Source organism: Streptomyces sp. NPDC006872 (assembly GCF_040635845.1).
In the GTDB taxonomy this organism is placed as follows: domain Bacteria; phylum Actinomycetota; class Actinomycetes; order Streptomycetales; family Streptomycetaceae; genus Streptomyces.
The window spans coordinates 34,386-59,401 of sequence record NZ_JBEYIL010000003.1 but is presented as its reverse complement, the minus strand read 5'-3'; the positions used below and the strand labels follow the sequence as shown (position 1 = coordinate 59,401).

Here is a 25,016-nt window from a genome sequence, read left to right as displayed (position 1 = left end):
GTAGCCCCCCGTTCTCAGCGCCGCGGCTCCCACCGGAACCACCGCCATACAGCAAACACCGCCAGCACGGTCCAGGCCAGTGCGGTCAACAGGGCGCCCAGGGACTCGTACACCGACAGATCGCCGGTCCAGCCGCCGCGTACCAGGGCGATCACCGGGGACAGCGGCAGCAGTTCGAAGACCGAGGCGAGTCGGTCGGGCAGCAGTTCGAGGGGGACGGTGATCCCGGAGGCGAGCATCGACACGAGCACCATCGGCATGGTGGTGACCTGGGCGCTCTCCACGGTCCGGGTCACCGCCGCCGTGACCGCCGCGAGCGCCGCGCACATCGCCAGGCCCAACAGCAGCCCCAGAACGGCGAGATGGGGAGCCTTGGGGGCCGGTATGTCGAGCAGCACCGTCGAGCCGGCCACCAGCACCAGGGACTGCACCAGCCCGGTGGCGACGACCGGCAGCGCCGCCCCGCCGAGGATCTCCGCATCCCGCAGCTCGCCGGTGCGCAGCCGCTTCAGCACCAACTCCTCGCGCCGGGCGGTGTAGATGGCCGCCAGCGCCGAGTACACCCCGAACAGCAGCGAGAAGCCGATGGCGGCGGGCAGCAGCACCAGGCCGACGCTGAGCCCGGCGTCCTCCACCTCCATGTCCTCGACCACCGTGACCAGGCTGACCGGCAGCGCGAGCGGCACCAGCACGGCCGCGATGAGCGTGCTCTTGCTGCGTCCGAGCAGTGTCAGCTCGGCACGCGCGAGGGCGGCCATCCGGCTCACCGGCGTGGTGACCGCCCGCGTGGCCGCCCGGCCGGTCGAGTCCTTCACCGTCGTCCCGCTCATGCCGTGACCTCCTCGGTCCGGTCGCCCGTCCGGTCGCCGGTCCGGTCGCTGTTCGACGCCTGCCGGGCGATCCCCAGGAACGCCTCCTCCAACGAGGCCGACCGCACGTCCAGCCTGCGCAGCTCGACCCCGGCCCGCTCCGCCCACACCAGCAGCCCGGTCGCCGCCCGCTGCAACTCCCGGGTGCGCAGCCGCACGACGCGCCCCTCGACCTCGTGATCGCACACGCCCAGTTCGGCCAGCGGCGGCAGGTCGCCCACGAAGTACCCCTCGGGCAGTTCGAAGGCGATCCGGGACGGCTGGGCGCCGGTCACCTCGCCGGGTGTCCCGGCGGCCGCTATGCGGCCCTCGTGCAGGATGGCCAGCCGGTCGGCGAGGTTCTCCGCCTCCTCCAGGTAGTGCGTGGTCAGCAGCACCGTCGTACCGGCGTCGCGCAGGGCGCGCACCAGGTCCCAGGTGTCCCGGCGGCCCTCTGCGTCCAGGCCGGTCGTCGGCTCGTCCAGGAACAGCACCTCGGGTTCGCCGAGCACCGCGAGCGCCAGGTCGAGGCGGCGTCGCTCACCCCCGGACAGCTGCTTGACCCGGACGCGGGCCCGCCCGGCGAGCCCGACCAGCGCCAGCGCCTCCGCGACGGGGCGGGCGCCGCTCACGCAGCCGGCCCACATCCGGGCGGTCTCGGCGACGGTCAGCTCGGAGGGGAAGCCGCCCTCCTGGAGCATCACGCCGGTGCGCGGCCGGACGGCGGCCCGCTCGGCGTACGGGTCGTGGCCGAGGACGGCGATCCGCCCGCCGTCGGGCCGCGCGAGGCCCTCCAGCAATTCGACCGTCGATGTCTTGCCGGCGCCGTTGGTGCCGAGCAGCGCGAAGATCTCACCGCGGCCGACGTGGAAGGAGATCCCACGGACCGCTTCGAACCCGCCCCCGTACACACGCCGGAGGTCGGTGACCTCAATCACGTGTTCATTCGTGTCCATGCCTCCAGCGTCCCCGCGGACGGGGACCGGCAGCAGTGCGAGGTGTCACCACTCCGTATGACAAATGTCAGACCAGGGTGGGCGCGCACGAAAAAGCCCCCCGGCAACAGCCGGGGGGCTTGATACAAGAGCGGACGACGAGGCTCGAACTCGCGACCTCAACCTTGGCAAGGTTGCGCTCTACCAACTGAGCTACGTCCGCATTGCCTCCGACCAGCTTTCACCGGTCGGCGCGAGCACCAGCCTACCTGATCCAGAAGACTGGTCAGACCGGCGATGCAGAGCGGGTGACAGGAATTGCACACTGCGCCTTCCCCCTGGAAGGGGGATGTTCTGCTACTGAACTACACCCGCATGTACTCCGTGAGCTGGGCTTTTCGGGCCCCGCCCCTCGGCGTGCTCCAAACTCTAGCCGACCCGGAGGGGTGCAGCGCAAGTCGGTTCGTTCGAGGGGCGGGTGACCGGCCGTCGGCCCGGTGCTCACCGGGCCGGGCTCACGCGGCCGCGCTCACTGCGCGTCGGCGAACGCCTCGTAGATCTTCTTGGGGATGCGGCCGCGGGCCGGCACCTCCATCTTGTTGGCCTGGGCCCAGGCGCGGACCGCCGACGGGTCGGGGGCGACCTCGGTCTGCTTGTAGGCCTTGCCGGACTTCGACCGCTTGCGGCCGGCGTCCACGTAGGGCGCGAGGGCCTTACGCAGTTTCTTGGCATTGGCTTCATTCAGGTCGATCTCGTACGACCTGCCGTCGAGCCCGAAGGCGATCGTTTCCGCCGCTTCCGAGCCGTCGATGTCGTCAAAGAGAGTGACCACGACCTTCTGCGCCACGAATATCGGTCCCTTCGTGCGACAGCTCTGCGATGACGTGCCAAGACGTCGCGGAGATGTCGACTGTTCGCCTGTTATGGGGCAAAGTATCGGCTATTACCAATTCATTTGTACAGTGCCCGGCATTGCAATGTGAAGCCCGACTAAATCTGTCCGCGTGTCCCAGGGCAATAGGGAACGCGGGTGCACCCCGGATCTTTCCCTGAAATTTCCGCGAAGGCACAGGTCCGATACCTGATCGTGATGGCGCTCACGTACTTTCCTACAACTCTACCCGCGTAGAAATTTTGTACGGGTAGTCTGAAGACACCGAAGACACCTGTTGGAAGTAGTCCTGCAGGAGCCTGCTCAGCACCACACCACCGGGAGTGCCAGTGGCACGCGTCGTAGTCGACGTCATGCTCAAGCCGGAGATCCTCGACCCCCAGGGCCAGGCGGTGCAGCGCGCACTGCCGCGGCTGGGTTTCGAAGGCATCTCCGACGTACGTCAGGGAAAGCGATTCGAACTGGAAGTTGACGGACCCGTCGACGAGGCCGCCCTCGCCCGCATCCACGATCTTGCGGAATCCTTCCTCGCCAACACCGTGATCGAGGACTTCACCGTCAAGGTCGAGTCGGAAGAAGCAGTCGCGGGGGCCGCGAAGTGACCGCTCGTATTGGCGTCGTCACTTTTCCGGGCAGCCTCGACGACCGGGACACCCAGCGTGCGATCCGCCTCGCGGGCGCCGAACCCGTCGCTCTCTGGCACAAGGACAAGAACCTCCACCAGGTCGACGCGGTCGTCCTTCCCGGTGGTTTCTCCTACGGCGACTATCTGCGCGCCGGAGCCATCTCCCGCTTCTCGCCGGTGATGGAGACCGTCATCGAGCAGGCGAAGGCCGGCCTTCCGGTCCTCGGCATCTGCAACGGCTTCCAGATCCTCACCGAGGCCCATCTGCTGCCCGGCGGGATGCTCGGCAACGACCACCTCCACTTCATCTGCCGCGACCAGAAGCTGCGGGTGGAGAACGCGGACACCGCCTGGACGGCCGACTACGAGGCGGGCCAGGAGATCCACATCCCGCTGAAGAACATGGACGGCCGGTACGTCGCCGACGAGTACACCCTCGACCAGCTCGAGGCCGAGGGCCGCGTCGCCTTCCGGTACATGGACTTCAACCCCAACGGGTCGCTCCGCGACATCGCCGGCATCACCAACGAGGCCGGCAACGTCGTAGGCCTCATGCCGCACCCGGAGCACGCCGTCGAGCCTCTCATCGGCTCCGGCCGCACCGACGGCCTCCCCTTCTTCACCTCGATCCTCAAGAAGCTGGTCAACGCATGAGCCGGACGCCTCTGGACACGGTCGAGCACGCGGCCGAGACCCCCGACGTCGAGCTGCCCTGGGCCGAACTCGGCCTGAAGAAGGACGAGTACGAGCGGGTCGTGGAGATCCTCGGCCGCCGCCCGACCGGCGCCGAGCTCGCCATGTACTCGGTCATGTGGTCCGAGCACTGCAGCTACAAGTCCTCCAAGGTCCACCTCCGCCAGTTCGGCGAGAAGGCCCCCCAGTCCGATGCGCTGCTCGTGGGCATCGGCGAGAACGCGGGCGTCGTGGACGTCGGCCAGGGCTACGCGGTCACCTTCAAGGTCGAGTCGCACAACCACCCCTCCTACGTCGAGCCCTACCAGGGCGCGGCCACGGGCGTCGGCGGCATCGTCCGCGACATCATCGCGATGGGCGCGCGCCCGGTCGCGGTCGTGGACCCGCTGCGCTTCGGCGCGGCCGACCACCCCGACACCAAGCGCGTCCTGCCGGGCGTCGTCGCCGGCATCGGCGGCTACGGCAACTGCCTGGGGCTGCCGAACATCGGCGGCGAGGTCGTCTTCGACGCCTGCTACCAGGGCAACCCGCTGGTCAACGCCGGCGCCATCGGCGTGATGCGGCACGAGGACATCCACCTCGCGAAGGCGTCCGGCGCGGGCAACAAGGTCATCCTGTACGGGGCCCGGACCGGCGGCGACGGCATCGGCGGCGCGTCCATCCTCGCCTCCGAGACCTTCGACGACGCCAAGCCGTCGAAGCGCCCGGCCGTGCAGGTCGGCGACCCCTTCCAGGAGAAGCTCCTCATCGAGTGCACCCTGGAGGCCTTCGCCGAGAAGCTGGTCGTCGGCATCCAGGACCTCGGCGCGGCGGGTCTGTCCTGCGCGACGTCCGAGCTGGCGTCCAACGGCTCCGGCGGCATGACCGTCACCCTGGACGACGTCCCGCTGCGCGACTCGACGCTCTCGCCCGAGGAAATCCTCATGAGCGAGTCGCAGGAACGCATGTGCGCGGTCGTCGAGCCGGCGAAGGTCGACCGGTTCCTCGAGATCTGCGACAAGTGGGACGTCATCGCGACGGTGATCGGTGAGGTCACGGACGGCGACCGCCTCGAGATCTTCTGGCACGGCGGCAAGATCGTCGACGTCGACCCGCGGACCGTGGCCCACGACGGCCCGGTCTACGAGCGCCCCTACGCCCGCCCGGAGTGGCAGGACGCCCTCCAGGCCGACGACGCCAACAAGCTGCCTCGGCCGCAGACGAGCGAGGAGCTGAAGGACCAGGTCCTGAAGCTGGTGGCCTCGCCCAACCAGGCGTCGAAGAAGTGGATCACGTCCCAGTACGACCACTTCGTGCAGGGCAACACCGTCCTCGCCCAGCCCGAGGACTCCGGCATGATCCGGATCGACGAGGAGACCGGGCTCGGCGTCGCCATCGCGACCGACGGCAACGGCCGGTACGCCAAGCTCGACCCGTACGCGGGCGCGCAGCTGGCTCTCTCCGAGGCCTACCGGAACGTGGCGACGACCGGTGCCAAGCCGCTCGCGGTCTCCGACTGCCTGAACTTCGGCTCGCCCGAGGACCCGGCGGTGATGTGGCAGTTCGCGGAGGCCGTCCGCGGTCTCGCCGACGCCTGCCTCCAGCTCGGTACCCCGGTGACCGGCGGCAATGTCTCCCTCTACAACCAGACGGGCGAGGTGGCCATCCACCCGACCCCGGTGGTGGCCGTGCTGGGCGTCATCGACGACGTCGCCCGCCGCACGCCCGTCGCCTTCCAGGAGGAGGGCCAGCTGCTCTACCTCCTCGGCGACACGCGTGAAGAGTTCGGCGGCTCGGCCTGGTCCCAGGTCGTCCACGAGCACCTGGGCGGACTGCCCCCGAAGGTCGACCTGGAGCGGGAGCGGTTGCTCGCCGAGATCCTGATCTCCGCCTCCCGCGACGGCATGATCGACTCCGCGCACGACCTGTCCGACGGCGGTCTGATCCAGGCGGTCGTCGAGTCGGCGCTGCTCGGCGGCAAGGGCGCGCGGCTGGTCGTACCGGACGGCCTCGACGCGTTCACCCTTCTCTTCTCCGAGTCGGCCGGGCGTGCCGTGGTGGCCGTCCCGCGCTCCGAGGAGCTCCGCTTCAACGACATGTGCGGGGCGCGCGGTCTGCCCGTCACCCGCATCGGCGTCGTGGACGGAGAGACGGTCGAGCTCCAGGGCGAGTTCGAGCTGTCCCTCGAGGAGCTGCGCAAGGCGCACGAGGAGACCATCCCGGCGCTGCTCGCATAAGCGGCAGCTCCACCGGCAGCACTCCGAAGGCCCCGCCCGCACCCACGGACGGGGCCTTCGCCGTCGGCCGGGACAGGTCCAGGGGCTGTCCCGGCCGACCATGCCGCAGACGCGGGGTGTGGCACGCCCTCCCCCCGGCTCCTCGGCACCACCGAGGCCACCGCCGATTTCCTGTGACTTGATCGGCCGGACAGGCCTAGGCTCACCGCCATGCCCCCGGCCAAGAAGCGCACGCGCGCGTACGACCCCGTCAGGACCCGGGCCGCGGTCCTCGCCCAGTTCGGGAACGTGCGCGAGGCGGTCGCCGGCCTCACGCCCGAGCAGTTGGGGCTGCCGACGCGGCTCGCGGGCTGGACCGTGCGGGACCTGGCCGCGCACGTGACCATGGCGGTGGAGACCGTCAGCCGCAACCTCGACCGGGACGAGCCCCCGAAGGCGGAGCTCGCACTCCTGGACTGGCCGTTCGCCACCGCCGCCCGGGCCGCCGGCATCTCCGACGACACCCTGGACCTCGCGGCGGCCCACCCCGACCTGAACGCCCTCTACGCCCGCACCGGTGAGCGCATCGCCGAGGCGCTCGCCGCCGCTCCCGGCGACCGCATCCTCGCCGCCCGCACCGGCGCCATCACCCTCGCCGACTACCTCGTCACCCGGACCGTGGAACTCGCCGTCCACACCGACGACCTCAACGCCGCCGTCCCCGGCCTGGACATCCCGCACGACCGTCAGGCTCTCGCCGCCGCCACCCGGCTGCTCGCCGACGCCCTCGCCGTCAAGGCGCCCGGCGGCGCGACCGAGGTGCGGATCCCGCCGTACGCCGTGGTGCAGTGCATCGAGGGCCCCCGGCACACCCGCGGCACCCCGCCCAACGTCGTCGAGACCGATCCGCTGACCTGGATCCGGCTGGCCACCGGCCGGGTGACCTGGCAGGACGCCGTGCAGTCGGCGAAGGTCGGCGCGAGCGGGGAACGGGCCGACCTCGCGGCCCTGCTGCCGCTCATGTCCTGAAACCGACGCCCGGGCCGAACCCAGGTGGAACCGACCACCCCACCCGTCCCGTCGAACCGGCATGTACAGGCAGAGGCACAGCCCTACGCACACGTACAGGCGGCGCACGACGCTGACCGCCGCCGCCCTGCTGCTTCCGCTGTTCCCGCTGGTCGCGGCCTGCGGCGCGGAGAAGCCGGACGGCGAGCAGCCCGGCAGCGGAGCGGTGAGCGCGGAGCAGCCCGTCACCGGGGTCCGGTGGAACGTCGACAGCGTCATCGTGGACGGCGCCACCCACCAGGCCCCGGACGGCGCGCACCTGAAGATCGAGGACGGCAGGGCGGCGGGCAGCTACGGCTGCAACAACTTCACCGCCAAGGCCGTCGTCAAGGGCGACAGCGTCACCTTCAGCGAGGCCAGGGCGACCAGGATGGCCTGTCAGGGTCAGCCCATGACCTTCGAGCGCACCCTGTCCGCCGCCCTCGCCGAGGGCGCCCTCACCACCGAGGTCAAGGGCGCCACGCTGACGCTCGGCACGGCCGACGGCGACCAGGTCCGACTGACCAGAGAATGAGATCCCGCCCTCCGCCCGCCCCCAATGGTGTGCGACACCTCACTCGCACCCGGGGAACGGCCCTCGCGCGATCGCCGCCGCGGCACGTCCGATCGGCTATCGGATCATCGTGTATCAGGTCTGACCTGCAAAAATGAGTCGATCATGGATAGCGTCGCCGACAAGTGATCCGGTTACCGGCAGGTATCCCCAATTCGGACCAGTGGTCGATCTCGCCTACACTCGGTGGCGTGCCACGTGGTGACGGTCGACTCAGTCATGATCTGCTCCCCGGCGAGAAAGGACCCCAGGACGCTTGCGGCGTCTTCGGAGTCTGGGCTCCCGGTGAAGAGGTCGCCAAGCTCACTTACTTCGGGCTCTACGCCCTCCAGCATCGGGGTCAGGAATCCGCGGGAATCGCGGTCAGCAACGGCTCCCAGATCCTCGTCTTCAAGGACATGGGTCTCGTTTCCCAGGTCTTCGACGAGACCTCGCTCGGTTCGCTCCAGGGTCATATCGCGGTCGGACACGCCCGCTACTCGACCACTGGCGCCTCCGTGTGGGAGAACGCCCAGCCGACGTTCCGGGCCACCGCGCACGGCTCGATCGCGCTCGGCCACAACGGCAACCTCGTCAACACCGCCCAGCTCGCCGAGATGGTCGCCGACCTGCCCAAGCAGGAAGGCCGCATCCCGCGCGTCGCGGCGACCAACGACACCGACCTGCTCACCGCGCTGCTCGCGGCCCAGGTCGACGAGGACGGCAAGCCGCTGACCATCGAAGAAGCGGCCCACCAGATCCTTCCGCAGGTCAAGGGCGCCTTCTCGCTCGTCTTCATGGACGAGCACACCCTCTACGCGGCCCGCGACCCGCAGGGCATCCGCCCGCTGGTCCTCGGCCGGCTGGAGCGCGGCTGGGTGGTCGCCTCCGAGTCCGCCGCCCTCGACATCTGCGGCGCGGCCTACGTCCGGGAGATAGAACCGGGCGAGTTCATCGCCATCGACGAGAACGGCCTGCGCACCTCCCGATTCGCGGAAGCGAAGCCCAAGGGCTGTGTCTTCGAGTATGTGTACCTGGCTCGCCCGGACACCGACATCGCCGGCCGGAACGTGTACCTCTCCCGCGTGGAGATGGGCCGCAAGCTCGCCAAGGAAGCCCCGGTCGACGCCGACCTGGTCATAGCGACTCCGGAGTCCGGCACCCCGGCCGCCATCGGCTACGCGGAGGCCTCAGGCATCCCCTTCGGCGCGGGTCTAGTGAAGAACGCCTACGTCGGCCGGACGTTCATCCAGCCCTCGCAGACGATCCGCCAGCTCGGCATCCGCCTGAAGCTGAACCCGCTGAAGGAAGTCATCAAGGGCAAGCGGCTGGTCGTCGTCGACGACTCGATCGTGCGCGGCAACACCCAGCGGGCCCTGGTCCGCATGCTCCGTGAGGCGGGCGCCGCCGAGGTCCACATCCGGATCTCCTCGCCGCCCGTGAAGTGGCCCTGCTTCTTCGGCATCGACTTCGCCACGCGCGCGGAACTGATCGCCAACGGCATGACCATCGAGGAGATCGGCACCTCGCTCGGCGCCGATTCGCTCTCCTACATCTCCATCGACGGCATGATCGAGGCCACCACCATCGACAAGCCGAACCTCTGCCGCGCCTGCTTCGACGGCGAGTACCCGATGGAGCTCCCGGACCCCGAGCTGCTCGGCAAGCAGCTCCTGGAGACCGAGCTGGCGGCCGGTCCGGCAGCCACGGCCGCGGCCGACGCGATCCGTCGCCCGTAGGCAGCCCGTGCTGTGCTTTTTTTGAATACGTCTGCAGTACGACACGAAAGTTCTCACCGTCATGTCTGAGACAACTGGTGCCAGCTACGCAGCCGCGGGCGTCGACATCGAAGCGGGCGACCGCGCCGTAGAGCTGATGAAGGAGTGGGTGAAGAAGACGCAGCGCCCCGAGGTCCTCGGCGGCCTCGGCGGCTTCGCCGGTCTCTTCGACGCCTCCGCCCTCAAGCGCTACGAGCGCCCGCTCCTCGCCTCCGCCACGGACGGTGTGGGCACCAAGGTCGACATCGCGCGTCAGCTCGGCGTGTACGACACGATCGGCCACGACCTGGTCGCCATGGTCATGGACGACATCGTGGTGTGCGGCGCCGAACCGCTGTTCATGACCGACTACATCTGCGTCGGCAAGGTGCACCCCGAGCGGGTCGCCGCCATCGTCAAGGGCATCGCCGAGGGCTGTGTGCTCGCCGGCTGCGCCCTGATCGGCGGCGAGACGGCGGAACACCCGGGCCTGCTCGGCGAGGACGACTTCGACGTCGCCGGCGCCGGTACGGGCGTCGTGGAGGCCGACCGGCTGCTCGGCCCGGATCGTATCCGCACGGGTGACACGGTGATCGCCATGGCGGCCTCCGGCCTTCACTCGAACGGGTACTCCCTGGTCCGGCACGTCCTGCTGAAGCAGGCGGGCCTCGCCCTGGAGTCCCGGATCGACGAGCTCGGCCGCACGCTCGGTGAGGAGCTCCTGGAGCCCACCAAGATCTACTCGCTGGACTGTCTGGCGCTCACCCGCACCACGGACGTCCACGCCTTCTCCCACATCACCGGCGGCGGCCTCGCGGCCAATCTGGCCCGGGTGATCCCGGACGGGCTGCACGCGACCGTGGACCGCTCCACCTGGACCCCGGCCCCGATCTTCGACCTGGTCGCCAGGACCGGATCGGTCGAGCGCCTGGAGCTGGAGAAGACCCTGAACATGGGCGTCGGCATGATGGCGATCGTGCCCGAGGAGTCGACGGACGTGGCCCTGGCGACGCTGGCCGACCGAGGCGTGGAGGCCTGGGTCGCCGGCGAGATCACCGAGCGCGGCGAGCACCCGACGGGCGCGGAGCTGGTCGGGGACTACGCGGTCTAGGACATAGCGGAGAACCGGTCCTGGACATGGCCAGGACCGGGTAACCGCGCGGGAGCGGTTGACCGTGCAGGCAGCACAAGACCCGGTCGGTGACCGAAGTCACCGACCGGGTGGGTGCTCAGTACAAGGTCAAGCGCCGCGACGGTGTTGCGAGGAGTCCTCGCCGTCATCCTCGTCATCGTCCCCGTACAGCTCGGCGTACCGTGCGTACGGGTCGTCGTCTTGCTCATCGTCATCGTCATCGTCCTCGAATGGCTCAGCATTCGGCGGAATATTTGATGGCGATGCGCCCAGCTCTTCGGCCAGGCGTGAGAGATCTGTCCCGCCGCTGTTGTACTTCAGCTGGCGGGCGACCTTCGCTTGCTTGGCCTTGGCCCGGCCGCGCCCCATGGCTCGACCCCCTCAACGACGGGGCTCGACGGCCCCAGGTTGACACGCGTTCATGATCCAGGACGGCCTCTCCGTGGAGAGCCCGTCGTAGGGCTCCCACGGTACCTGAGCCCACGCCCGTACGGTACGTCGCCCGTACCACGCGCGTGTGCACAGCACCTTTCGAGCGCCCTGTCCTTGCTGGTCAGTGGCGATTTTAACCACTTATCGGCGGGCGACCCGCCGGGAAGAGTGAGAGTTCTCTCTAACTTTCCACCGGCCGGTACCGACGAAACCCCGGGACGAGGCGCTCGGAGCCCTGGACGGACCTCACCAGCCGCGTGCCTGGGCCGCCTCGTGCATCCGCTGTTCGGCGATCCGGTCGGCCGCCGCGGCCGGCGGAATCCCATCCGCCTTCGCACGTGCGAAGATTCCGAGGGTGGTGTCGAAGATCTTCGCCGCCTTCGCCTTGCACCGCTCGAAGTCGAAGCCGTGCAACTCGTCGGCGACCTGGATGACCCCGCCGGCGTTCACCACGTAGTCCGGCGCGTAGAGGATCCCGCGGTCGGCGAGGTCCTTCTCCACGCCCGGGTGGGCGAGCTGGTTGTTGGCCGCGCCGCAGACGACCTTCGCCGTCAGTACCGGCACCGAGTCGTCGCTCAGCGCACCGCCGAGCGCGCAGGGCGCGTAGACGTCGAGCCCGTCCACACGGATCAGCGCCTCCGTGTCGGCGACCGCCGTCACACCCTCCGGGTACCGGTCGAGGATCCGGCGCACGGCGTCCTCGCGCACGTCCGTGACGACGACCTCGGCGCCCTCGCCGCGCAGGTGCTCCACCAGGTGGTGGCCGACCTTGCCGACGCCGGCGACGCCGACCCTGCGGCCCCGCAGCGACGGGTCGCCCCACAGGTACTGCGCCGAGGCCCGCATGCCCTGGTAGACGCCGAAGGCGGTCAGCACGGACGAGTCGCCGGCCCCGCCGTTCTCCGGGGAGCGTCCGGTCGTCCAGCGGCACTCGCGCGCCACGACGTCCATGTCGGCGACATAGGTGCCGACGTCGCAGGCGGTCACGTACCGCCCGCCGAGCGAGGCCACGAAACGGCCGTACGCGAGCAGCAGCTCCTCGGTCTTGATCACATCGGGATCACCGATGATCACAGCCTTGCCGCCGCCGTGGTCCAGACCGGCCATGGCGTTCTTGTACGACATCCCGCGCGCGAGGTTCAGCGCGTCGGCGACGGCCTCGGCCTCGGTCGCGTACGGGTAGAAGCGGGTACCGCCGAGGCCGGGGCCCAGAGCGGTGGAGTGGAGGGCGATGACGGCCTTGAGACCGCTGGCGCGGTCCTGGCAGAGCACGACTTGCTCATGACCGCCCTGATCCGAGTGGAACAGGGTGTGCAGTACATCAGCAGGTGCGCCGGATACGTCGGTCACTGTGGTGACTCCCGGGTAACTAGCGGCGGTCGGGACGCAGGCACCGTAAGGGTGGCGGGGCCTGTGGTCCGAGCGTAGACCTGCGTGGCCCGCCGATCTCGCAGTGTTGCGGATCACCTTCTCCCGAAGTGCCGCCGTGGGACGATTCGCAGGGTTTCCCGATCGGCGGAAGGGGGAGGGAGCAGGCGTGCCCAAGGTGTCCTCGTTGATCGTTCCGTACACGGTGTATCTGCGCGTGTACGAACCGCTGGCCGCCTTCCCCGAACCCGAGCGCACCCACTGGGCGCGCTACGCCCGCCGCCCCGAGCTGCCGTCCTACCAGGACGAGCTGCGCCGCTCGCTGGCCGACCTGCTGGCCACCCCGCCGGTCGCCGTGCCGGTGCACGAGAGCGGCGACGCGTTCGTGGCGGACGTGGACGGCGTGCTCTGCGTCTGCCCCTGGCGCACCCGGCTGCGCGGCTGGCTGGCCTTGGCGGAGCTGGACGAGGAGCTGCCCCGGCCGGTGCTGGAGGCGGCGCTCCCCGAGGTCGTCCGGCTGGAGGCGGCCAAGGACCACGAGCGGTGGCTGGCGCGCAACCCCGACGCCCGTCCGTGGATCCGCACGGCGGTCTGGCAGGTGCCGCTCAACTGGTTCGTGCTGGTCTCCGACGAGGAGCGGGAGTACGAGAAGGGGACGGCGGAGCTGGCCCCCGTGCTGCGCTACCGCACGCCCATGGTGCAGGCGCGCCGCCGGGTGGCCCGCTCGCTGCGCACGCTGCGGGACGCGACGGACGAGGGACCGCTCATCGACGGCCTGGTGGATGTGGGGCGCTGGCTGGAGGAGTTCCACCCGCGTTCGCTGGTGGAACTGGATTACGGCGGCCTGGTGCACGTCCTGCCGGCCGGTGATCTCGAGGACGACCACTCGGCGAAGGACGTGGCCGACGGCATCCAGGCGCTGCGGGTCGGGGACGGCGCGGCGGCGGGCGAGGCGTACGGCCGGCTCGTGGAGCGCTGGCGTTCGGTCCGGGACCGGCGCTCGGCGAACTGATCAGCGCACTGATCTGTGAACTCGTCCGTGAACCGATCCGTGAACCCGTCGGTGAACCTATCTGCGGACCGATCCGTGAACTGTTGTGTGGACCGATCTGTGATCTGACGATGTGACAGATGTGACAGCGCTTACCTTAGTGACGTAGGTCACGGCCGTGGAGCGCTCGAACAGCGTACGGTCAACGGGACTTCACGGAACTGACGGGACGTAGGTCCACGTAGGTCCCGATCCGGGCTTATGTCGCAAGGGTGACGGACCGCACGTACAGGGCCCTTGCGCCGCTTGCCCCTCCTCGTGCCAAAATAGGACAAGGAGTCCGGGGAGGGCTCCTCCGCCTACTTATGCTCCACTGTGGGGGGAAAACTCAGCATTGCACGCTTTGGGGGGTCTGGTGACTCCTGATCGCCCCTGTGACTGATCGTCACAGTGGCGTGACTGTCCGCTATGGCATGGTCCATCGGCTTCCGTCGCCGATGAACACCTGGGGGGCAATTCCATCGGTTTGGCCGACGCGGCTGGACAGATGGTGTAGTTGTAGTGCCGAGGACAAGCCGTTCGTCCTATAACCGACTCGACTCGCGTCCGCCATTTCGGGCAACGCGGGTCAAGGTGCAGAATTTAGAGGAAAGAACCGAGAAGGTTCGGTTCTCCCGAGGAGGCCGCTCATGACCGCTCGCACCCCTGATGCTGAGCCGCTGCTGACCCCGGCTGAGGTCGCCACCATGTTCCGCGTCGACCCTAAGACGGTCACGCGGTGGGCGAAGGCCGGCAAGCTCACGTCGATTCGTACGCTCGGCGGACACCGCCGTTATCGCGAGGCCGAGGTCCGCGCACTGCTTGCGGGCATCCCGCAGCAGCGCAGCGAGGCCTGAACAACTGAATAACCGGGCAACACGTCAGGTCCCCCAACCTGTCCGGACGCCCGGAACCTGGCTCCAAGCGACGTGGGTCCTGCCCCAACAGGCCCCTCGCCCACGGGAACGTCGTTGATCGCGCTGGACTCCGCCGAGTCCAGCGCGATCTTTTTTGTGCGCTTGAGTCGGTCTGCAGGGCCGTATCAGGTCGCTCTGTGCGCAGGCTTGTCGGAGTCTGGGGAGGCTCTGGGAGGGTTCCTGGGGGCATCCTCCGGAGTGGTGCAATTGCACATATAAAATTGACCAGTTGTAGGAGACCGGTAAGAACCTGGGTTTCCAAAAGATATGCCGTGACACCCGTCACATGCCAGAGGTCTTGTCGCCAGTCACTCGCCTGAGCTAATGAAGGCGCGGATGCCCCATCACCCCACGCGGGTACGGCCGTTGACGGCGATCACTCGGGCGAGGGGCCGTCGCCCTCCACGGTCCCCTCAGGGGTCTGTGTACCCGCTGCGGCGCCGTCCATCGCCAGCCGCTGTAAGCGGATGCAGATCGGGCAGTGGCGGGTCAGGTGCCGGTAGGGCGACGCGGCCGACAGATGCGCGCGGAGCAGTGCCCGCGTCTCGTGCCTGACCGGTGCCGCCATACCCCACCTCCACCTGGGCTCCGCGAGGAACGGGCCCTGAGTTCTGGAGTACCGGCGGAATGTGACGCCGTCAAGAGACGGGCGGACAACCAGAAGAGCCCGGATCCGAGGATCCGGGCTCTCGCTGTGGGTCGCGACGTGCAGAGGGCCCGCGCCCCTGGCCGGGATGCGGGCCCTCTGTCTTCACTGCGGTCCTGACGGGATTTGAACCCGCGGCCTCCACCTTGACAGGGTGGCGAGCACTCCAAACTGCTCCACAGGACCTTGCTCTGCGGCACTTGATGTTGCGCTGTGCTGCGAGAAGGACTGTACAGGAGGGTGCGCCCGCTGGTCGAACTCACCCTGCGTACCGGAGCCGTTACGGCACCGCCGCGTCGATCGCCTTCACGATCCGCTTGTCGGAGACCGGGTACGCCGTGCCCAGCGCGTGGGCGAAATAGCTGACCCGGAGCTCCTCGAGCATCCAGCGGATGTCCAGGACCTGCTGCGGAACGGGCCGGCCCGGCGGCAGTTGCTCCAGCAGCCATGCGTACTCGTCCTGCATCTCGTGGACCTTCTCCATACGGCTGGTGTCCCGCTGCACGCCTGTCGGCATCTGCTGCAGCCGACGGTCCGCGGCCACCAGGTAGCGCATCAGGTCGGGGAGGCGGCGGATCCCCGCCCAGGTCACGAAGCCGGGCTTCACCAGGGCGTCCAGCTGGCCGCGGACGTCCGTCAGGTTCGCGAGCAGCACGGGGCTGCGTACGCCCTTCAGACGGCGCTCACAGGCCTGCCAGGCCGCCAGCACCTGCTGGACCGCCCCGACCGTCCGCACGGTCGTGTCGACGATCTCCGCGCGCACCTTGTCGTAGAGCTTGCGGTACGACTCCTCGTCCCACACCGGACCGCCGAAGTCGGCGATCAGCCGGTCCGCCGCCGCCATCGCGCAGTCGTCGAACAGAGCCTGGATCGAGCCGTGCGGATTCGCGGACAGCGCGAGCTTCTGGGGGTTCGTCAACTTCTCGGATGCGAACTTTGCCGGGTTCACCGGGATGTTGCGCAGGATGAGTCGGCGCGTGCCCTTCCACATCGCCTCGGCCTGCTCCGCCTCCGTGTCGAAGAGGCGTACGGAGACCGTGTCGCCGTCGTCCACGAGCGCCGGGTACGCCTTCACCGGCTGGCCGGCGCGGCGGGTCTCGAAGACACGGGTGAGCGTGCCGATCGTCCAGTCCGTCAGGCCCGAACGCTCCAGGGACTCGCCGCCCTGCCGTTCGGCGATGGCCGCGGCGGCCTGCGAGATGGCCTGCCTCGCCTTCGGCTTCAGCCGGAGCTTCAGGGCTTCCAGGTCCTTGTCCTCGGCGAGATTGCGCCGCCGCTCGTCCACGATCCGGAAGGTGATCTTCAGGTGGTCGGGGAGCCTCGACCAGTCGAAGTCGTCCGCCTCGAACGGGACGCCGACCATCCGCTTCAGATCGCGGGCCATCGCGGTGGTGAGCGGTTCCTGCAGCGGGACCGCCTGATCCAGGAAGCGCTGCGCGAAGTTGGGCGCCGGCACGTAGTTGCGGCGGATCGGCTTCGGCAGGGAACGGATCAGCTCCGTGACGACCTCTGCCCGCAGACCCGGGATCTGCCAGTCGAAGCCCTCCTCCGTGACCTGGTTGAGGACCTGGAGCGGGATGTGGACGGTCACACCGTCCGCGTCCGCGCCCGGCTCGAACTGGTACGTGACCCGGAACTTCAGCGGACCCTGCCGCCAGGAGTCCGGGTAGTCGGCCTTGGTGACCGCCTCCGCCGACTCCCGGATGAGCATCTCCCGCTCGAAGTCGAGGAAGTCGGGCTGCTCGTGCCGCTTGTGCTTCCACCAGGAGTCGAAGTGCGCGCCGGACACCACGTGTTCGGGCACCCGCTGGTCGTAGAAGTCGAACAGCGTCTCGTCGTCGACCACGATGTCCCGGCGTCGGGCCCGGTTCTCCAGCTCCTCGACCTCGCTGAGCAGCCGGCGGTTGTCCGAGAAGAACTTGTGGTGCGTGCGCCAGTCGCCCTCGACCAGCGCGTTGCGGATGAACAGGGCACGGGAGGTCTCCGGGTCGATCCGGCCGTAGTTGACCTTCCGCTGGGCGATGATCGGCACGCCGTAGAGCGTGACCTTCTCGTCCGCCATCACGGCCGCCTGGTCCTTCTCCCAGTGCGGCTCGCTGTACGTCCGCTTCAGGAGGTGCCCGGCGAGCGGCTCGACCCACTCCGGCTCGATCTTCGCGTTGACGCGCGCCCAGAGACGGCTCGTCTCGACCAGCTCGGCGGACATCACGAAGCGCGGCTGCTTCTTGAAGAGGGCCGAACCCGGGAAGATCGCGAACTTGGCGCTCCGCGCACCCAGGTACTCGTTCTTCTTGCCGTCCTTCACGTCCTTCATGCCGATGTGCGAGAGCAGCCCGGCGAGGAGCGAGACATGGACACTCTGCTCGGGCGCGTCCTCCTCGTTCAGATGGATCCCCATCTGCTTGGCGACCGTGCGGAGCTGCGAGTAGATGTCCTGCCACTCACGGATGCGCAGGAAGTTCAGGTACTCCTGCTTGCACATACGCCGGAAGGAGGAGGAACCGCGCTCCTTCTGTTGCTCGCGCACGTACCGCCACAGGTTGAGATACGCGAGGAAGTCGCTGGTCTCGTCCTTGAAACGAGCGTGCTGCTGGTCGGCCTGCGTCTGCTTGTCGGCGGGGCGCTCGCGCGGGTCCTGGATGGACAGCGCGGCCGCTATGACCATGACCTCGCGTACACAGCCGTTCTTGTCGGCCTCCAGGACCATCCGGGCCAGCCGCGGGTCGACGGGCAGCTGGGCCAGCTTGCGACCGGTCTGCGTGAGCCGCTTGCGCGGGTCCTTCTCGGTCGGGTCCAGCGCGTTCAGCTCCTGGAGCAGCTGCACGCCGTCGCGGATGTTGCGATGGTCCGGGGGATCGATGAACGGGAACTTCTCGATCTCGCCGAGGCCGGCCGCGGTCATCTGCAGGATGACGCTCGCCAGGTTCGTCCGCAGGATCTCCGCGTCCGTGAACTCCGGACGGGCGACGAAGTCGTCCTCGTCGTAGAGCCGGATGCAGATGCCGTCGCTGGTACGGCCGCAGCGGCCCTTGCGCTGGTTGGCGCTCGCCTGCGAGATCGCCTCGATGGGCAGACGCTGCACCTTGGTGCGGTGGCTGTAGCGGCTGATGCGGGCGAAGCCGGGGTCGATGACGTACTTGATGCCCGGCACGGTCAGGGAGGTCTCGGCCACGTTCGTGGCCAGAACGATCCTGCGGCCCGTGTGCTGCTGGAAGACCCGGTGCTGCTCGGCGTGCGAGAGCCGGGCATACAGGGGCAGCACCTCCGTGCCCTGCCAATTAGCGCCTCCGGCGCGGGGGTACTTCTTCTTCTCCAGCGCGTCGGCCGTGTCGCGGATCTCCCGCTCGCCGGAGAGGAAGACGAGGATGTCGCCCTTGCCCTCGGCCTGGAGCTCCTCGACGGCATCGCAGATCGCGGTGATCTGGTCGCGGTCGGAGTCCTCGGAGTCCTCTTCGAGGAGCGGCCGGTAGCGGACCTCCACCGGGTACGTCCGCCCGCTGACCTCGACGATCGGCGCCTCGCCGAAGTGCCGGGAGAAACGCTCCGGGTCGATCGTCGCGGAGGTGATGATGACCTTGAGATCGGGGCGGCGGGGCAGCAGCTGGGCGAGATAGCCCAGCAGGAAGTCGATGTTGAGGGACCGCTCGTGCGCCTCGTCGATGATGATCGTGTCGTAGGCGCGCAGCTCGCGGTCGGTCTGGATCTCCGCGAGGAGGATGCCGTCCGTCATCAGCTTCACGAAGGTGGCGTCCGGGTTCACCTGGTCGGTGAACCGCACCTTCCAGCCGACGGCCTCGCCGAGCGGCGTCCGGAGCTCCTCCGCGACACGCTCGGCGACGGTGCGCGCGGCGATACGACGGGGCTGGGTGTGCCCGATCATGCCGCGGACGCCACGCCCCAGTTCGAGACAGATCTTGGGGATCTGGGTGGTCTTGCCGGACCCGGTCTCACCGGCGACGATGACGACCTGGTGATCACGGATGGCTGCCGCGATCTCGTCCTTCTTCTGGCTGACCGGAAGCTGCTCCGGGTACGACACGGCGGGCACACGTCCGCGCCGCAGCGTCATCCGCTCCTCGACCTGCGCGACCTCCGCCTCGATCTCGGCGAGGACGGCGGCACGGGCCTCCGGCTTGCGGATCCTGCGCGCGCCTTCGAGCCTGCGCCCGAGCCGGTGCGCGTCGCGCAGGGACAGCTCGGCCAGGCGGGGGGCGATGGCGCCGAAGGCGGGGGTGCCCGGAGCAGAGGCGCCGGGGGCGGGGTGCGTAGACATACGCGATCCAGGATCTCATCCCGGCGAAATTCATGGCGAACCCTTTTGCGTGGGAGCTTGCCCACGAGTGCGCGGGAGCCTGCCGGCGAGCGCAAAAAGGCCCCGATCCGAAGATCGGGGCCTTGGTTGTGGCTGGGGCCGGGGTCGAACCGGCGACCTATCGCTTTTCAGGCGATCGCTCGTACCAACTGAGCTACCCAGCCACGAGGTTTCACGTGAAACCTCAGCGGTCCTGACGGGATTTGAACCCGCGGCCTCCACCTTGACAGGGTGGCGAGCACTCCAAACTGCTCCACAGGACCTTGCTGTTGTGTACGACAGTGTCGCACACGGTGTTGCGTGCCCCCAACGGGATTCGAACCCGTGCTACCGCCTTGAAAGGGCGGCGTCCTAGGCCGCTAGACGATGAGGGCTATCGGCCCGCCTGGGCGCTTCGCAGCGCGTCGGGGACGTCATGAGCATATGGGATGGCGGGGGGTATCGCCAAAACGGTTTACGGGGCCGTCCCGGAAGGGGTTCGGGCGGGTGTCCCGGAGGGGCTGACGGGCGTGCCGGAGGGCGTGCCGGGGGAGGGGCTCGGCGTGGGACTCGGGGACGGGGCGGCGCCCGGTTGGTTCTCCTTCGGGAGGTGGCGGCTGACCTCGGCCGTCGTCAGACCGAGGCCGCCGAGTTTGATCTCGTCCCAGGCCTGGAGGCGGCGGGTGTCGCGGTCGAAGTAGAGGATCGACGCCTCGATCGGGTCCGGGTACTTGCCCTCGACGGCACGCAGACCGCTGCCGCCCGTAGAGCCCTCGACGCGCAGCCTGGTGCCCTTCCTCATGACCTCCATCTCCTCGTGGTGGAGGTGGCCGGCCAGGACGAGGGGCACCTCGCCGTCGGTGCCGCGGGCGGCGGAGGGCTCATGGGCGACGGCCACGTCGACCGGGGTGCCGGCGGACCGCTGGGCGCGCAGGGCCCGGGCCAGACGGGCGCCCGCCGCCTCCTGGGTCTGGGCGGCGCCGGGTTCGGTGGAGCGGTCGGGGGTGAACTGGGGGTCGCCGATGCCCGCGAAGCGCAGCCCGGCGACGGTGACCGCGCGGCCGTCGTCGAGGACGTGCACGTTCTTCATGCCCTCCAGGTAGCGCTGGGTGACGCGGGAGTCGTGGTTGCCCCTGACCCAGACGTACGGCGCGCCCAGGGTGGCGACGGGGTCCAGGAAGCCGTTCTCCGCCGCGCTCCCGTGGTCCATGGTGTCGCCGGAGTCGACGATCACGTTGACCTTGTACTGCTCGACGAGCGAGTCGATGATCTTCCAGCTCGCGGGGTTCAGATGGATGTCGGAGACATGCAGGACGCGGACGGTCGTCGGGTCCGGCTGGTAGGCGGGGAGCGTGGAGGTGACGTCGTAGAGCTTGGTCACGTTGGTGACCAGACGGGCGAGTTCCTGCTGGTAGACGTCGAACTCGGTGACGATGCTGCGCGCGTTGCCCACGAGGGAGGGCGCCGAGGACAGCAGGCCCGAGAACCGGGGTTCCAGCACCGAGTTGGGGTTCCAGGTGGCGTACGCGGTCGCGCCCGAGGCGGTCAGCAGGGCGAGGGCGAGGCCGCCGGCGGCGAGGGCGCGGCGGGGGCGGCGGTAGACGGCGAGACCGAGGGCGGTGGCGCCGGAGACGACGGCGACGCAGGAGCGCAGCGCGAGGTCGAGGGTGCCGTGCTCGACGTCGCGGGCGACCTCGTCCTGGAGGCCGGAGAGGCGCTCGGGGTGGTCGACGAGGGCCTCGGCGCGGACCGGGTCGAGCTGGTCGACGTTCACGTCGAGACGGACCGGGGCGATATGGCTGTCCAGGGTGAGTGCGCCCAGCGGGGAGACGTTGATCTTCGTGCCGCCGGTGACGGACGGGCGCAGCGTCATCGTCGTGTCCATGGGGCCGACGGAGACCCGGACGTTCCCGACGACCAGCAGGCCCAGCCAGGCGCCGGCGAGGACCACGGCGGTCAGGCCGAGGGCGCGCGCCCAGGGGTTGGGCCGGGCGGCGAGTTCGGGGGTGGTGCGTCGGCGGGCGGGGCGGTGGAGGCGGTCCAGGAGTGCGGCGGGGACGCGGGCGCGGGCCATTGGTGCCGTATGCCCCGGTGTGGCTGAGGGTATGCGGACGGTTCACACCCTTCACGCGGGGGTGTCGTGCCCGACAATGGGCCTGTGCTGGAGATGACGCGCGAGGAGTTCGAGGAACTGGTCGCCGAGGCGCTGGACCGGATTCCGCCGGAGCTGACGCGGCTGATGGACAACGTCGCGGTGTTCGTCGAGGACGAGCCGGCGGCGGACGATCCCGAGCTGCTCGGGCTCTACGAGGGGACCCCGCTGACGGATCGCGGCGAGTGGTACGCGGGGGTGCTGCCGGACCGGATCACGATCTACCGGGGGCCGACGCTGCGGATGTGCACGTCACGGGAGGAAGTGGTCGCCGAGACCGAGGTGACGGTGGTGCACGAGATCGCCCACCACTTCGGCATCGACGACGCGCGGCTGCACGCCCTCGGCTACGGCTGAGCCGTAGGGCAGGGGGCGCGTGCCCCGCGCGTGCCCGGCGCGTGTCTTCTTGCGGGCGGGGGGAGTTGGACACGTCGACTCCTTGCGTCTGCCCCGGAGGTGGCCCCGTGCGCCCCTTGTACGTACCCGTTCGTCTGGCCGTGACGGCTCTGGCCGTCGCCGCGGCCGCCGGCTGTATGAGCGTGGGGGACGGGGAGGGCGGCCGGGCCAAGCCCTCGCACTCGGCGGGCCGGCACGGCGGTGAGGCGCCGGACGGGGGTTCGGCGGGCGCCGGCGGCGGGTTCGGGATGGGTGCGGCGGGCGGTGACGGCAAGCGCGGGCACGGCAAGGGCGACAAGGGCAGGGCGAGCGCGTCGGCGTCCGGCTCGGCCTCGCCCTCGGCGGGCCGGAGCGCGCCGGCCTCGCCGGGGGCGGCCGTGAAGCCCGCGACGAGCGATCAGCCGGGGGCGCCGACGCCGACCAGGGCGCAGCCGTCCGCGCCCGCGCATTCGCCGGACCCGGAGCCGCCCGCGCCCACGCCGGAGCCGCCGTCGCCCACGCCGGAGCCGCCGGTCGCCGAACCGTCGTCGTCGGCGCACGAGGAGGGCGGGGGGACGGCGCCGCAGCTGGTGGAGCGGGAGCCCGCCCCGGAGGCCGGTCTCCCGGCCGTCTAGGCGACGGCCGAGAGGCCGCTGAGCTGCGGTGATGGGGTCCAGTTTGCCTTCGGGGGCCAGGGTGCGTATCTTGGTAGATCGTTTGATCCCATTTGCCCGGCGCCACCGCAGAGCGCGCCGTGTGGCGCGTTCTCTCCCTTACCGTGGCTGACCGCATAGAGGCGGTCGTAATGCAATGCGAACACGGAGTTGACGGGCGCGTGCCGAAGAGACTCCGGAAGGTTTCGCATCAGCATGTCCATTTTCAGTACTGATCACGCCGTCGTGCCCGAGAACAACGACGAGGCGATCGAGATCGCGCAGAGCGTCGAGGCCGTTGAGGCCGTCGAGGCCGAGTCCGCCGAGCCGACCGTCACGTTCGCCGACCTCGGGCTGCCCGAGGGCGTCGTGCGCAAGCTCGCGCAGAACGGCGTGACCACCCCCTTCCCGATCCAGGCGGCGACCATCCCGGACGCCCTGGTCGGCAAGGACATCCTCGGCCGCGGCCGTACCGGCTCCGGCAAGACCCTCTCCTTCGGTCTGCCGACCCTGACCCGGCTGTCCGGCGGTCACACCGAGAAGAAGAAGCCCCGCGCGGTCATCCTGACCCCGACCCGTGAGCTCGCGATGCAGGTCGCGGACGCCCTTCAGCCGTACGGCGACGTGCTCGGCCTGAAGATCAAGGTCGTCTGCGGCGGTACGTCCATGAGCAACCAGATGTACGCCCTGGAGCGCGGTGTCGACGTCCTCGTCGCCACCCCGGGCCGACTGCGCGACATCATCAACCGGGGCGCCTGCTCCCTGGAGAACGTCGAGGTCGCCGTCCTCGACGAGGCCGACCAGATGTCCGACCTGGGCTTCCTGCCCGAGGTCACCGAGCTGCTCGACCAGGTCCCCGAGGGCGGCCAGCGCATGCTCTTCTCCGCCACCATGGAGAACGAGATCGGCACGCTGGTCAAGCGCTACCTGAAGAACCCGGTCAGCCACGAGGTCGACAGCGCCCAGGGCAACGTCACGACCATGACGCACCACGTCCTCGTCGTGAAGCCGAAGGACAAGGCGCCGGTCACGGCCGCCATCGCCGCCCGCAAGGGCCGCACGATCATCTTCGTCCGCACCCAGCTGGGCGCCGACCGCATCGCCGAGCAGCTCGTCGAGGCCGGCGTGAAGGCGGACGCGCTGCACGGCGGCATGACGCAGGGCGCCCGTACCCGCGTGCTCGCCGACTTCAAGGACGGCTACGTCAACGCGCTGGTCGCCACCGACGTCGCCGCCCGCGGCATCCACGTCGACGGCATCGACCTGGTCCTGAACGTGGACCCGGCCGGCGACCACAAGGACTACCTGCACCGCTCGGGCCGTACCGCCCGCGCCGGTCGCTCGGGCGTCGTGGTCTCCCTGGCCCTGCCGCACCAGCGCCGCCAGATCTTCCGTCTGATGGAGGACGCGGGCGTCGACGCCTCGCGTCACATCGTGGGCGGCGCGGGCGTGTTCGAGCCGGAGGTCGCCGAGATCACCGGTGCGCGTTCGCTGACCGAGGTCCAGGCCGACTCCGCGAACAACGCCGCCAAGCAGGCCGAGCGTGAGGTCGCCGACCTCACCAAGCAGCTGGAGCGTCTGACGCGCCGCGCCACCGAGCTGCGCGAGGAGGCCGACCGTCTGGTCGCCCGTTCCGCGCGTGAGCGGGGCGAGGACCCGGAGGCCGCGGTCGCCGAGGTGACGGAGGCCGCTGTGGCCGAGGTCGCCGAGGCCGTGGTGGCGTCCGAGCCGGTGGTCCAGGAGCGTCGCGAGGAGCGCCCGGCGTTCCGCGACGAGCGGGGCAACTACGAGCGCCGTGACCGCGGCGGCGACCGGGGCGACCGTGGCGGCTTCCGCCGCGACGACCGTCGTGACGACCGTGGCGGCCGTTCCTTCGAGCGTCGTGACAACGACCGTCCGTCCGGTGGCTTCCGCCGTGACAACGACCGTCCGTCGGGCGGCTTCCGCCGCGACAACGACCGTCCCTCCGGCGGCTTCCGTCGTGACGACCGTCCGTCGGGTGGCTTCAACCGTGACGACCGTCGTGACGACCGTGGCGGCCGTTCCTTCGAGCGTCGTGACAACGACCGTCCGTCCGGTGGCTTCCGTCGCGACAACGACCGTCCCTCCGGCGGCTTCCGTCGTGACGACCGTCCGTCGGGTGGCTTCAACCGTGACGACCGTCGTGACGACCGCGGTGGCCGTTCCTTCGAGCGTCGTGACAACGACCGCCCGTCCGGTGGCTTCCGCCGCGACGACCGCCCGTCCGGCGGTCACCGTGGCAGCGACCGTCCGTTCAACCGCGACCGTCGTGACGACCGCCCCGCGGGCGGCTTCCGCTCGGGCGGCAGCGACCGCCCGTACGGCCGTCGTGACGACCACCGCGGCGGCGACCACCGCGGCACCGGCTCCACCGGCGGCTCCTCCTTCGGCCGCCGCGACGACAAGCCGCGCTGGAAGCGCAACGGCTGATCTGGCCTCAGCTGACTGAACGCC

20 protein-coding genes and 6 tRNA genes are annotated in these 25,016 nt (G+C 69.7%); 12 read left to right on the top strand and 14 right to left on the bottom strand.

Annotated features, from left to right (window positions below; all coding sequences use genetic code 11):
• Positions 1 to 14: 14 nt before the first annotated feature.
• The 5 genes from ABZ725_RS09190 to ABZ725_RS09170 form a co-directional block, all read right to left on the bottom strand.
• Positions 15 to 830 carry an ABC transporter permease gene (locus ABZ725_RS09190; RefSeq protein ID WP_358802115.1) on the bottom strand — a complete coding sequence of 272 codons (816 nt, stop codon included), beginning with the start codon at positions 828 to 830 and terminating at the stop codon, positions 15 to 17.
• Positions 827 to 1,804 carry an ABC transporter ATP-binding protein gene (locus ABZ725_RS09185; RefSeq protein ID WP_358802114.1) on the bottom strand — a complete coding sequence of 326 codons (978 nt, stop codon included), beginning with the start codon at positions 1,802 to 1,804 and terminating at the stop codon, positions 827 to 829. Before ABZ725_RS09185 ends, ABZ725_RS09190 begins: the two co-directional genes overlap by 4 nt.
• Positions 1,805 to 1,933: 129 nt before the next feature.
• Positions 1,934 to 2,006, bottom strand: a tRNA-Gly gene (locus ABZ725_RS09180).
• A gap of 80 nt (positions 2,007 to 2,086) precedes the next feature.
• Positions 2,087 to 2,158 (bottom strand) — tRNA-Gly (locus ABZ725_RS09175).
• A 154-nt stretch (positions 2,159 to 2,312) separates the two neighbouring features.
• Entirely contained in the window at positions 2,313 to 2,630 is a 318-nt protein-coding gene (locus tag ABZ725_RS09170) for an Lsr2 family protein (RefSeq protein WP_351910786.1), read from the bottom strand.
• Between the two features lie 374 nt (positions 2,631 to 3,004).
• Here ABZ725_RS09170 and purS point away from each other — a divergent pair, with 374 nt between their 5' ends.
• The 7 genes from purS to purM all read left to right on the top strand — a co-directional run bounded on the left by purS (position 3,005) and on the right by purM (position 10,656).
• A complete protein-coding gene (gene purS, locus ABZ725_RS09165) occupies positions 3,005 to 3,277 on the top strand; it encodes a phosphoribosylformylglycinamidine synthase subunit PurS (protein ID WP_020131278.1) in 273 nt (90 codons plus the stop codon).
• On the top strand, positions 3,274 to 3,954 hold the full coding sequence (gene purQ / locus ABZ725_RS09160; protein ID WP_358802113.1) for a phosphoribosylformylglycinamidine synthase subunit PurQ: 681 nt from the start codon (positions 3,274 to 3,276) through the stop codon (positions 3,952 to 3,954). The genes purS and purQ overlap by 4 nt, the downstream gene beginning before the upstream one ends.
• The gene (gene purL, locus ABZ725_RS09155; protein WP_358802112.1) at positions 3,951 to 6,209 is read left to right on the top strand and encodes a phosphoribosylformylglycinamidine synthase subunit PurL; all 2,259 of its coding nucleotides are present in this window, start codon (positions 3,951 to 3,953) and stop codon (positions 6,207 to 6,209) included. The genes purQ and purL overlap by 4 nt, the downstream gene beginning before the upstream one ends.
• A gap of 210 nt (positions 6,210 to 6,419) precedes the next feature.
• Positions 6,420 to 7,217: a sterol carrier family protein gene (locus tag ABZ725_RS09150; RefSeq protein WP_358802111.1), complete on the top strand. Its 798-nt coding sequence runs from the start codon at positions 6,420 to 6,422 to the stop codon at positions 7,215 to 7,217.
• 61 nt (positions 7,218 to 7,278) lie between these two features.
• Positions 7,279 to 7,770 (top strand): META domain-containing protein, encoded by a 492-nt coding sequence (locus ABZ725_RS09145; RefSeq protein WP_358802110.1) that lies wholly within the window; start codon positions 7,279 to 7,281, stop codon positions 7,768 to 7,770.
• Between the two features lie 230 nt (positions 7,771 to 8,000).
• Positions 8,001 to 9,527: an amidophosphoribosyltransferase gene (purF, locus tag ABZ725_RS09140; protein WP_358802109.1), complete on the top strand. Its 1,527-nt coding sequence runs from the start codon at positions 8,001 to 8,003 to the stop codon at positions 9,525 to 9,527.
• A 61-nt stretch (positions 9,528 to 9,588) separates the two neighbouring features.
• The gene (purM, locus tag ABZ725_RS09135; protein ID WP_351910798.1) at positions 9,589 to 10,656 is read left to right on the top strand and encodes a phosphoribosylformylglycinamidine cyclo-ligase; all 1,068 of its coding nucleotides are present in this window, start codon (positions 9,589 to 9,591) and stop codon (positions 10,654 to 10,656) included.
• Positions 10,657 to 10,785: 129 nt separating this feature from the next.
• Here purM and ABZ725_RS09130 read toward each other — a convergent pair whose 3' ends face one another.
• Together ABZ725_RS09130 and ABZ725_RS09125 are read right to left on the bottom strand one after the other, a co-directional pair.
• Positions 10,786 to 11,046 carry a DUF3073 domain-containing protein gene (locus ABZ725_RS09130; RefSeq protein WP_307164157.1) on the bottom strand — a complete coding sequence of 87 codons (261 nt, stop codon included), beginning with the start codon at positions 11,044 to 11,046 and terminating at the stop codon, positions 10,786 to 10,788.
• A gap of 309 nt (positions 11,047 to 11,355) precedes the next feature.
• Complete coding sequence (locus ABZ725_RS09125; RefSeq protein WP_358802108.1) at positions 11,356 to 12,459, bottom strand: Glu/Leu/Phe/Val dehydrogenase dimerization domain-containing protein; 1,104 nt, start codon at positions 12,457 to 12,459, stop codon at positions 11,356 to 11,358.
• A gap of 187 nt (positions 12,460 to 12,646) precedes the next feature.
• Between ABZ725_RS09125 and ABZ725_RS09120 the strand changes: the two genes are divergently transcribed.
• Together ABZ725_RS09120 and bldC are read left to right on the top strand one after the other, a co-directional pair.
• Positions 12,647 to 13,489, top strand: coding sequence for a hypothetical protein (locus tag ABZ725_RS09120; RefSeq protein WP_358802107.1), 843 nt, complete (start codon positions 12,647 to 12,649; stop codon positions 13,487 to 13,489).
• Between the two features lie 668 nt (positions 13,490 to 14,157).
• Positions 14,158 to 14,364 carry a developmental transcriptional regulator BldC gene (gene bldC / locus ABZ725_RS09115; RefSeq protein ID WP_003949541.1) on the top strand — a complete coding sequence of 69 codons (207 nt, stop codon included), beginning with the start codon at positions 14,158 to 14,160 and terminating at the stop codon, positions 14,362 to 14,364.
• 436 nt (positions 14,365 to 14,800) lie between these two features.
• On the opposite strand, the gene ABZ725_RS09110 is transcribed toward bldC, so the two are convergent.
• The 7 genes from ABZ725_RS09110 to ABZ725_RS09080 all read right to left on the bottom strand — a co-directional run bounded on the left by ABZ725_RS09110 (position 14,801) and on the right by ABZ725_RS09080 (position 21,435).
• Positions 14,801 to 14,992 (bottom strand): DUF6274 family protein, encoded by a 192-nt coding sequence (locus ABZ725_RS09110; RefSeq protein WP_351910805.1) that lies wholly within the window; start codon positions 14,990 to 14,992, stop codon positions 14,801 to 14,803.
• 189 nt (positions 14,993 to 15,181) lie between these two features.
• Positions 15,182 to 15,256, bottom strand: a tRNA-Asp gene (locus ABZ725_RS09105).
• Between the two features lie 94 nt (positions 15,257 to 15,350).
• On the bottom strand, positions 15,351 to 19,343 hold the full coding sequence (hrpA, locus tag ABZ725_RS09100; RefSeq protein ID WP_358802106.1) for an ATP-dependent RNA helicase HrpA: 3,993 nt from the start codon (positions 19,341 to 19,343) through the stop codon (positions 15,351 to 15,353).
• 129 nt (positions 19,344 to 19,472) lie between these two features.
• A tRNA-Phe gene (locus ABZ725_RS09095) sits at positions 19,473 to 19,546 on the bottom strand.
• Between the two features lie 24 nt (positions 19,547 to 19,570).
• Positions 19,571 to 19,645 (bottom strand) — tRNA-Asp (locus ABZ725_RS09090).
• Between the two features lie 38 nt (positions 19,646 to 19,683).
• A tRNA-Glu gene (locus tag ABZ725_RS09085) sits at positions 19,684 to 19,756 on the bottom strand.
• Between the two features lie 80 nt (positions 19,757 to 19,836).
• Positions 19,837 to 21,435 carry a metallophosphoesterase gene (locus tag ABZ725_RS09080; protein WP_358802105.1) on the bottom strand — a complete coding sequence of 533 codons (1,599 nt, stop codon included), beginning with the start codon at positions 21,433 to 21,435 and terminating at the stop codon, positions 19,837 to 19,839.
• A gap of 84 nt (positions 21,436 to 21,519) precedes the next feature.
• Between ABZ725_RS09080 and ABZ725_RS09075 the strand changes: the two genes are divergently transcribed.
• The 3 genes from ABZ725_RS09075 to ABZ725_RS09065 all read left to right on the top strand — a co-directional run bounded on the left by ABZ725_RS09075 (position 21,520) and on the right by ABZ725_RS09065 (position 24,992).
• Entirely contained in the window at positions 21,520 to 21,870 is a 351-nt protein-coding gene (locus tag ABZ725_RS09075; RefSeq protein ID WP_351910811.1) for a metallopeptidase family protein, read from the top strand.
• Between the two features lie 107 nt (positions 21,871 to 21,977).
• Positions 21,978 to 22,523: a hypothetical protein gene (locus ABZ725_RS09070; RefSeq protein ID WP_358802104.1), complete on the top strand. Its 546-nt coding sequence runs from the start codon at positions 21,978 to 21,980 to the stop codon at positions 22,521 to 22,523.
• 234 nt (positions 22,524 to 22,757) lie between these two features.
• Positions 22,758 to 24,992 (top strand): DEAD/DEAH box helicase, encoded by a 2,235-nt coding sequence (locus ABZ725_RS09065; protein WP_358802103.1) that lies wholly within the window; start codon positions 22,758 to 22,760, stop codon positions 24,990 to 24,992.
• Positions 24,993 to 25,016: the final 24 nt, after the last annotated feature.

Excerpts from the sequence above, each read along its gene's own strand:
- ABZ725_RS09150 (WP_358802111.1), top strand. The coding sequence starts at position 6,420 with ATGCCCCCGGCCAAGAAGCGCACGCGCGCGTACGACCCCGTCAGGACC.
- purL (WP_358802112.1), top strand. The coding sequence starts at position 3,951 with ATGAGCCGGACGCCTCTGGACACGGTCGAGCACGCGGCCGAGACCCCC.
- ABZ725_RS09145 (WP_358802110.1), top strand. The coding sequence starts at position 7,279 with ATGTACAGGCAGAGGCACAGCCCTACGCACACGTACAGGCGGCGCACG.
- purM (WP_351910798.1), top strand. The coding sequence starts at position 9,589 with ATGTCTGAGACAACTGGTGCCAGCTACGCAGCCGCGGGCGTCGACATC.
- ABZ725_RS09130 (WP_307164157.1), bottom strand. The coding sequence starts at position 11,046 with ATGGGGCGCGGCCGGGCCAAGGCCAAGCAAGCGAAGGTCGCCCGCCAG.
- ABZ725_RS09185 (WP_358802114.1), bottom strand. The coding sequence starts at position 1,804 with ATGGACACGAATGAACACGTGATTGAGGTCACCGACCTCCGGCGTGTG.
- hrpA (WP_358802106.1), bottom strand. The coding sequence starts at position 19,343 with ATGTCTACGCACCCCGCCCCCGGCGCCTCTGCTCCGGGCACCCCCGCC.
- bldC (WP_003949541.1), top strand. The coding sequence starts at position 14,158 with ATGACCGCTCGCACCCCTGATGCTGAGCCGCTGCTGACCCCGGCTGAG.
- ABZ725_RS09065 (WP_358802103.1), top strand. The coding sequence starts at position 22,758 with ATGTCCATTTTCAGTACTGATCACGCCGTCGTGCCCGAGAACAACGAC.
- ABZ725_RS09190 (WP_358802115.1), bottom strand. The coding sequence starts at position 830 with ATGAGCGGGACGACGGTGAAGGACTCGACCGGCCGGGCGGCCACGCGG.
- ABZ725_RS09110 (WP_351910805.1), bottom strand. The coding sequence starts at position 14,992 with ATGGCGGCACCGGTCAGGCACGAGACGCGGGCACTGCTCCGCGCGCAT.
- ABZ725_RS09080 (WP_358802105.1), bottom strand. The coding sequence starts at position 21,435 with ATGGCCCGCGCCCGCGTCCCCGCCGCACTCCTGGACCGCCTCCACCGC.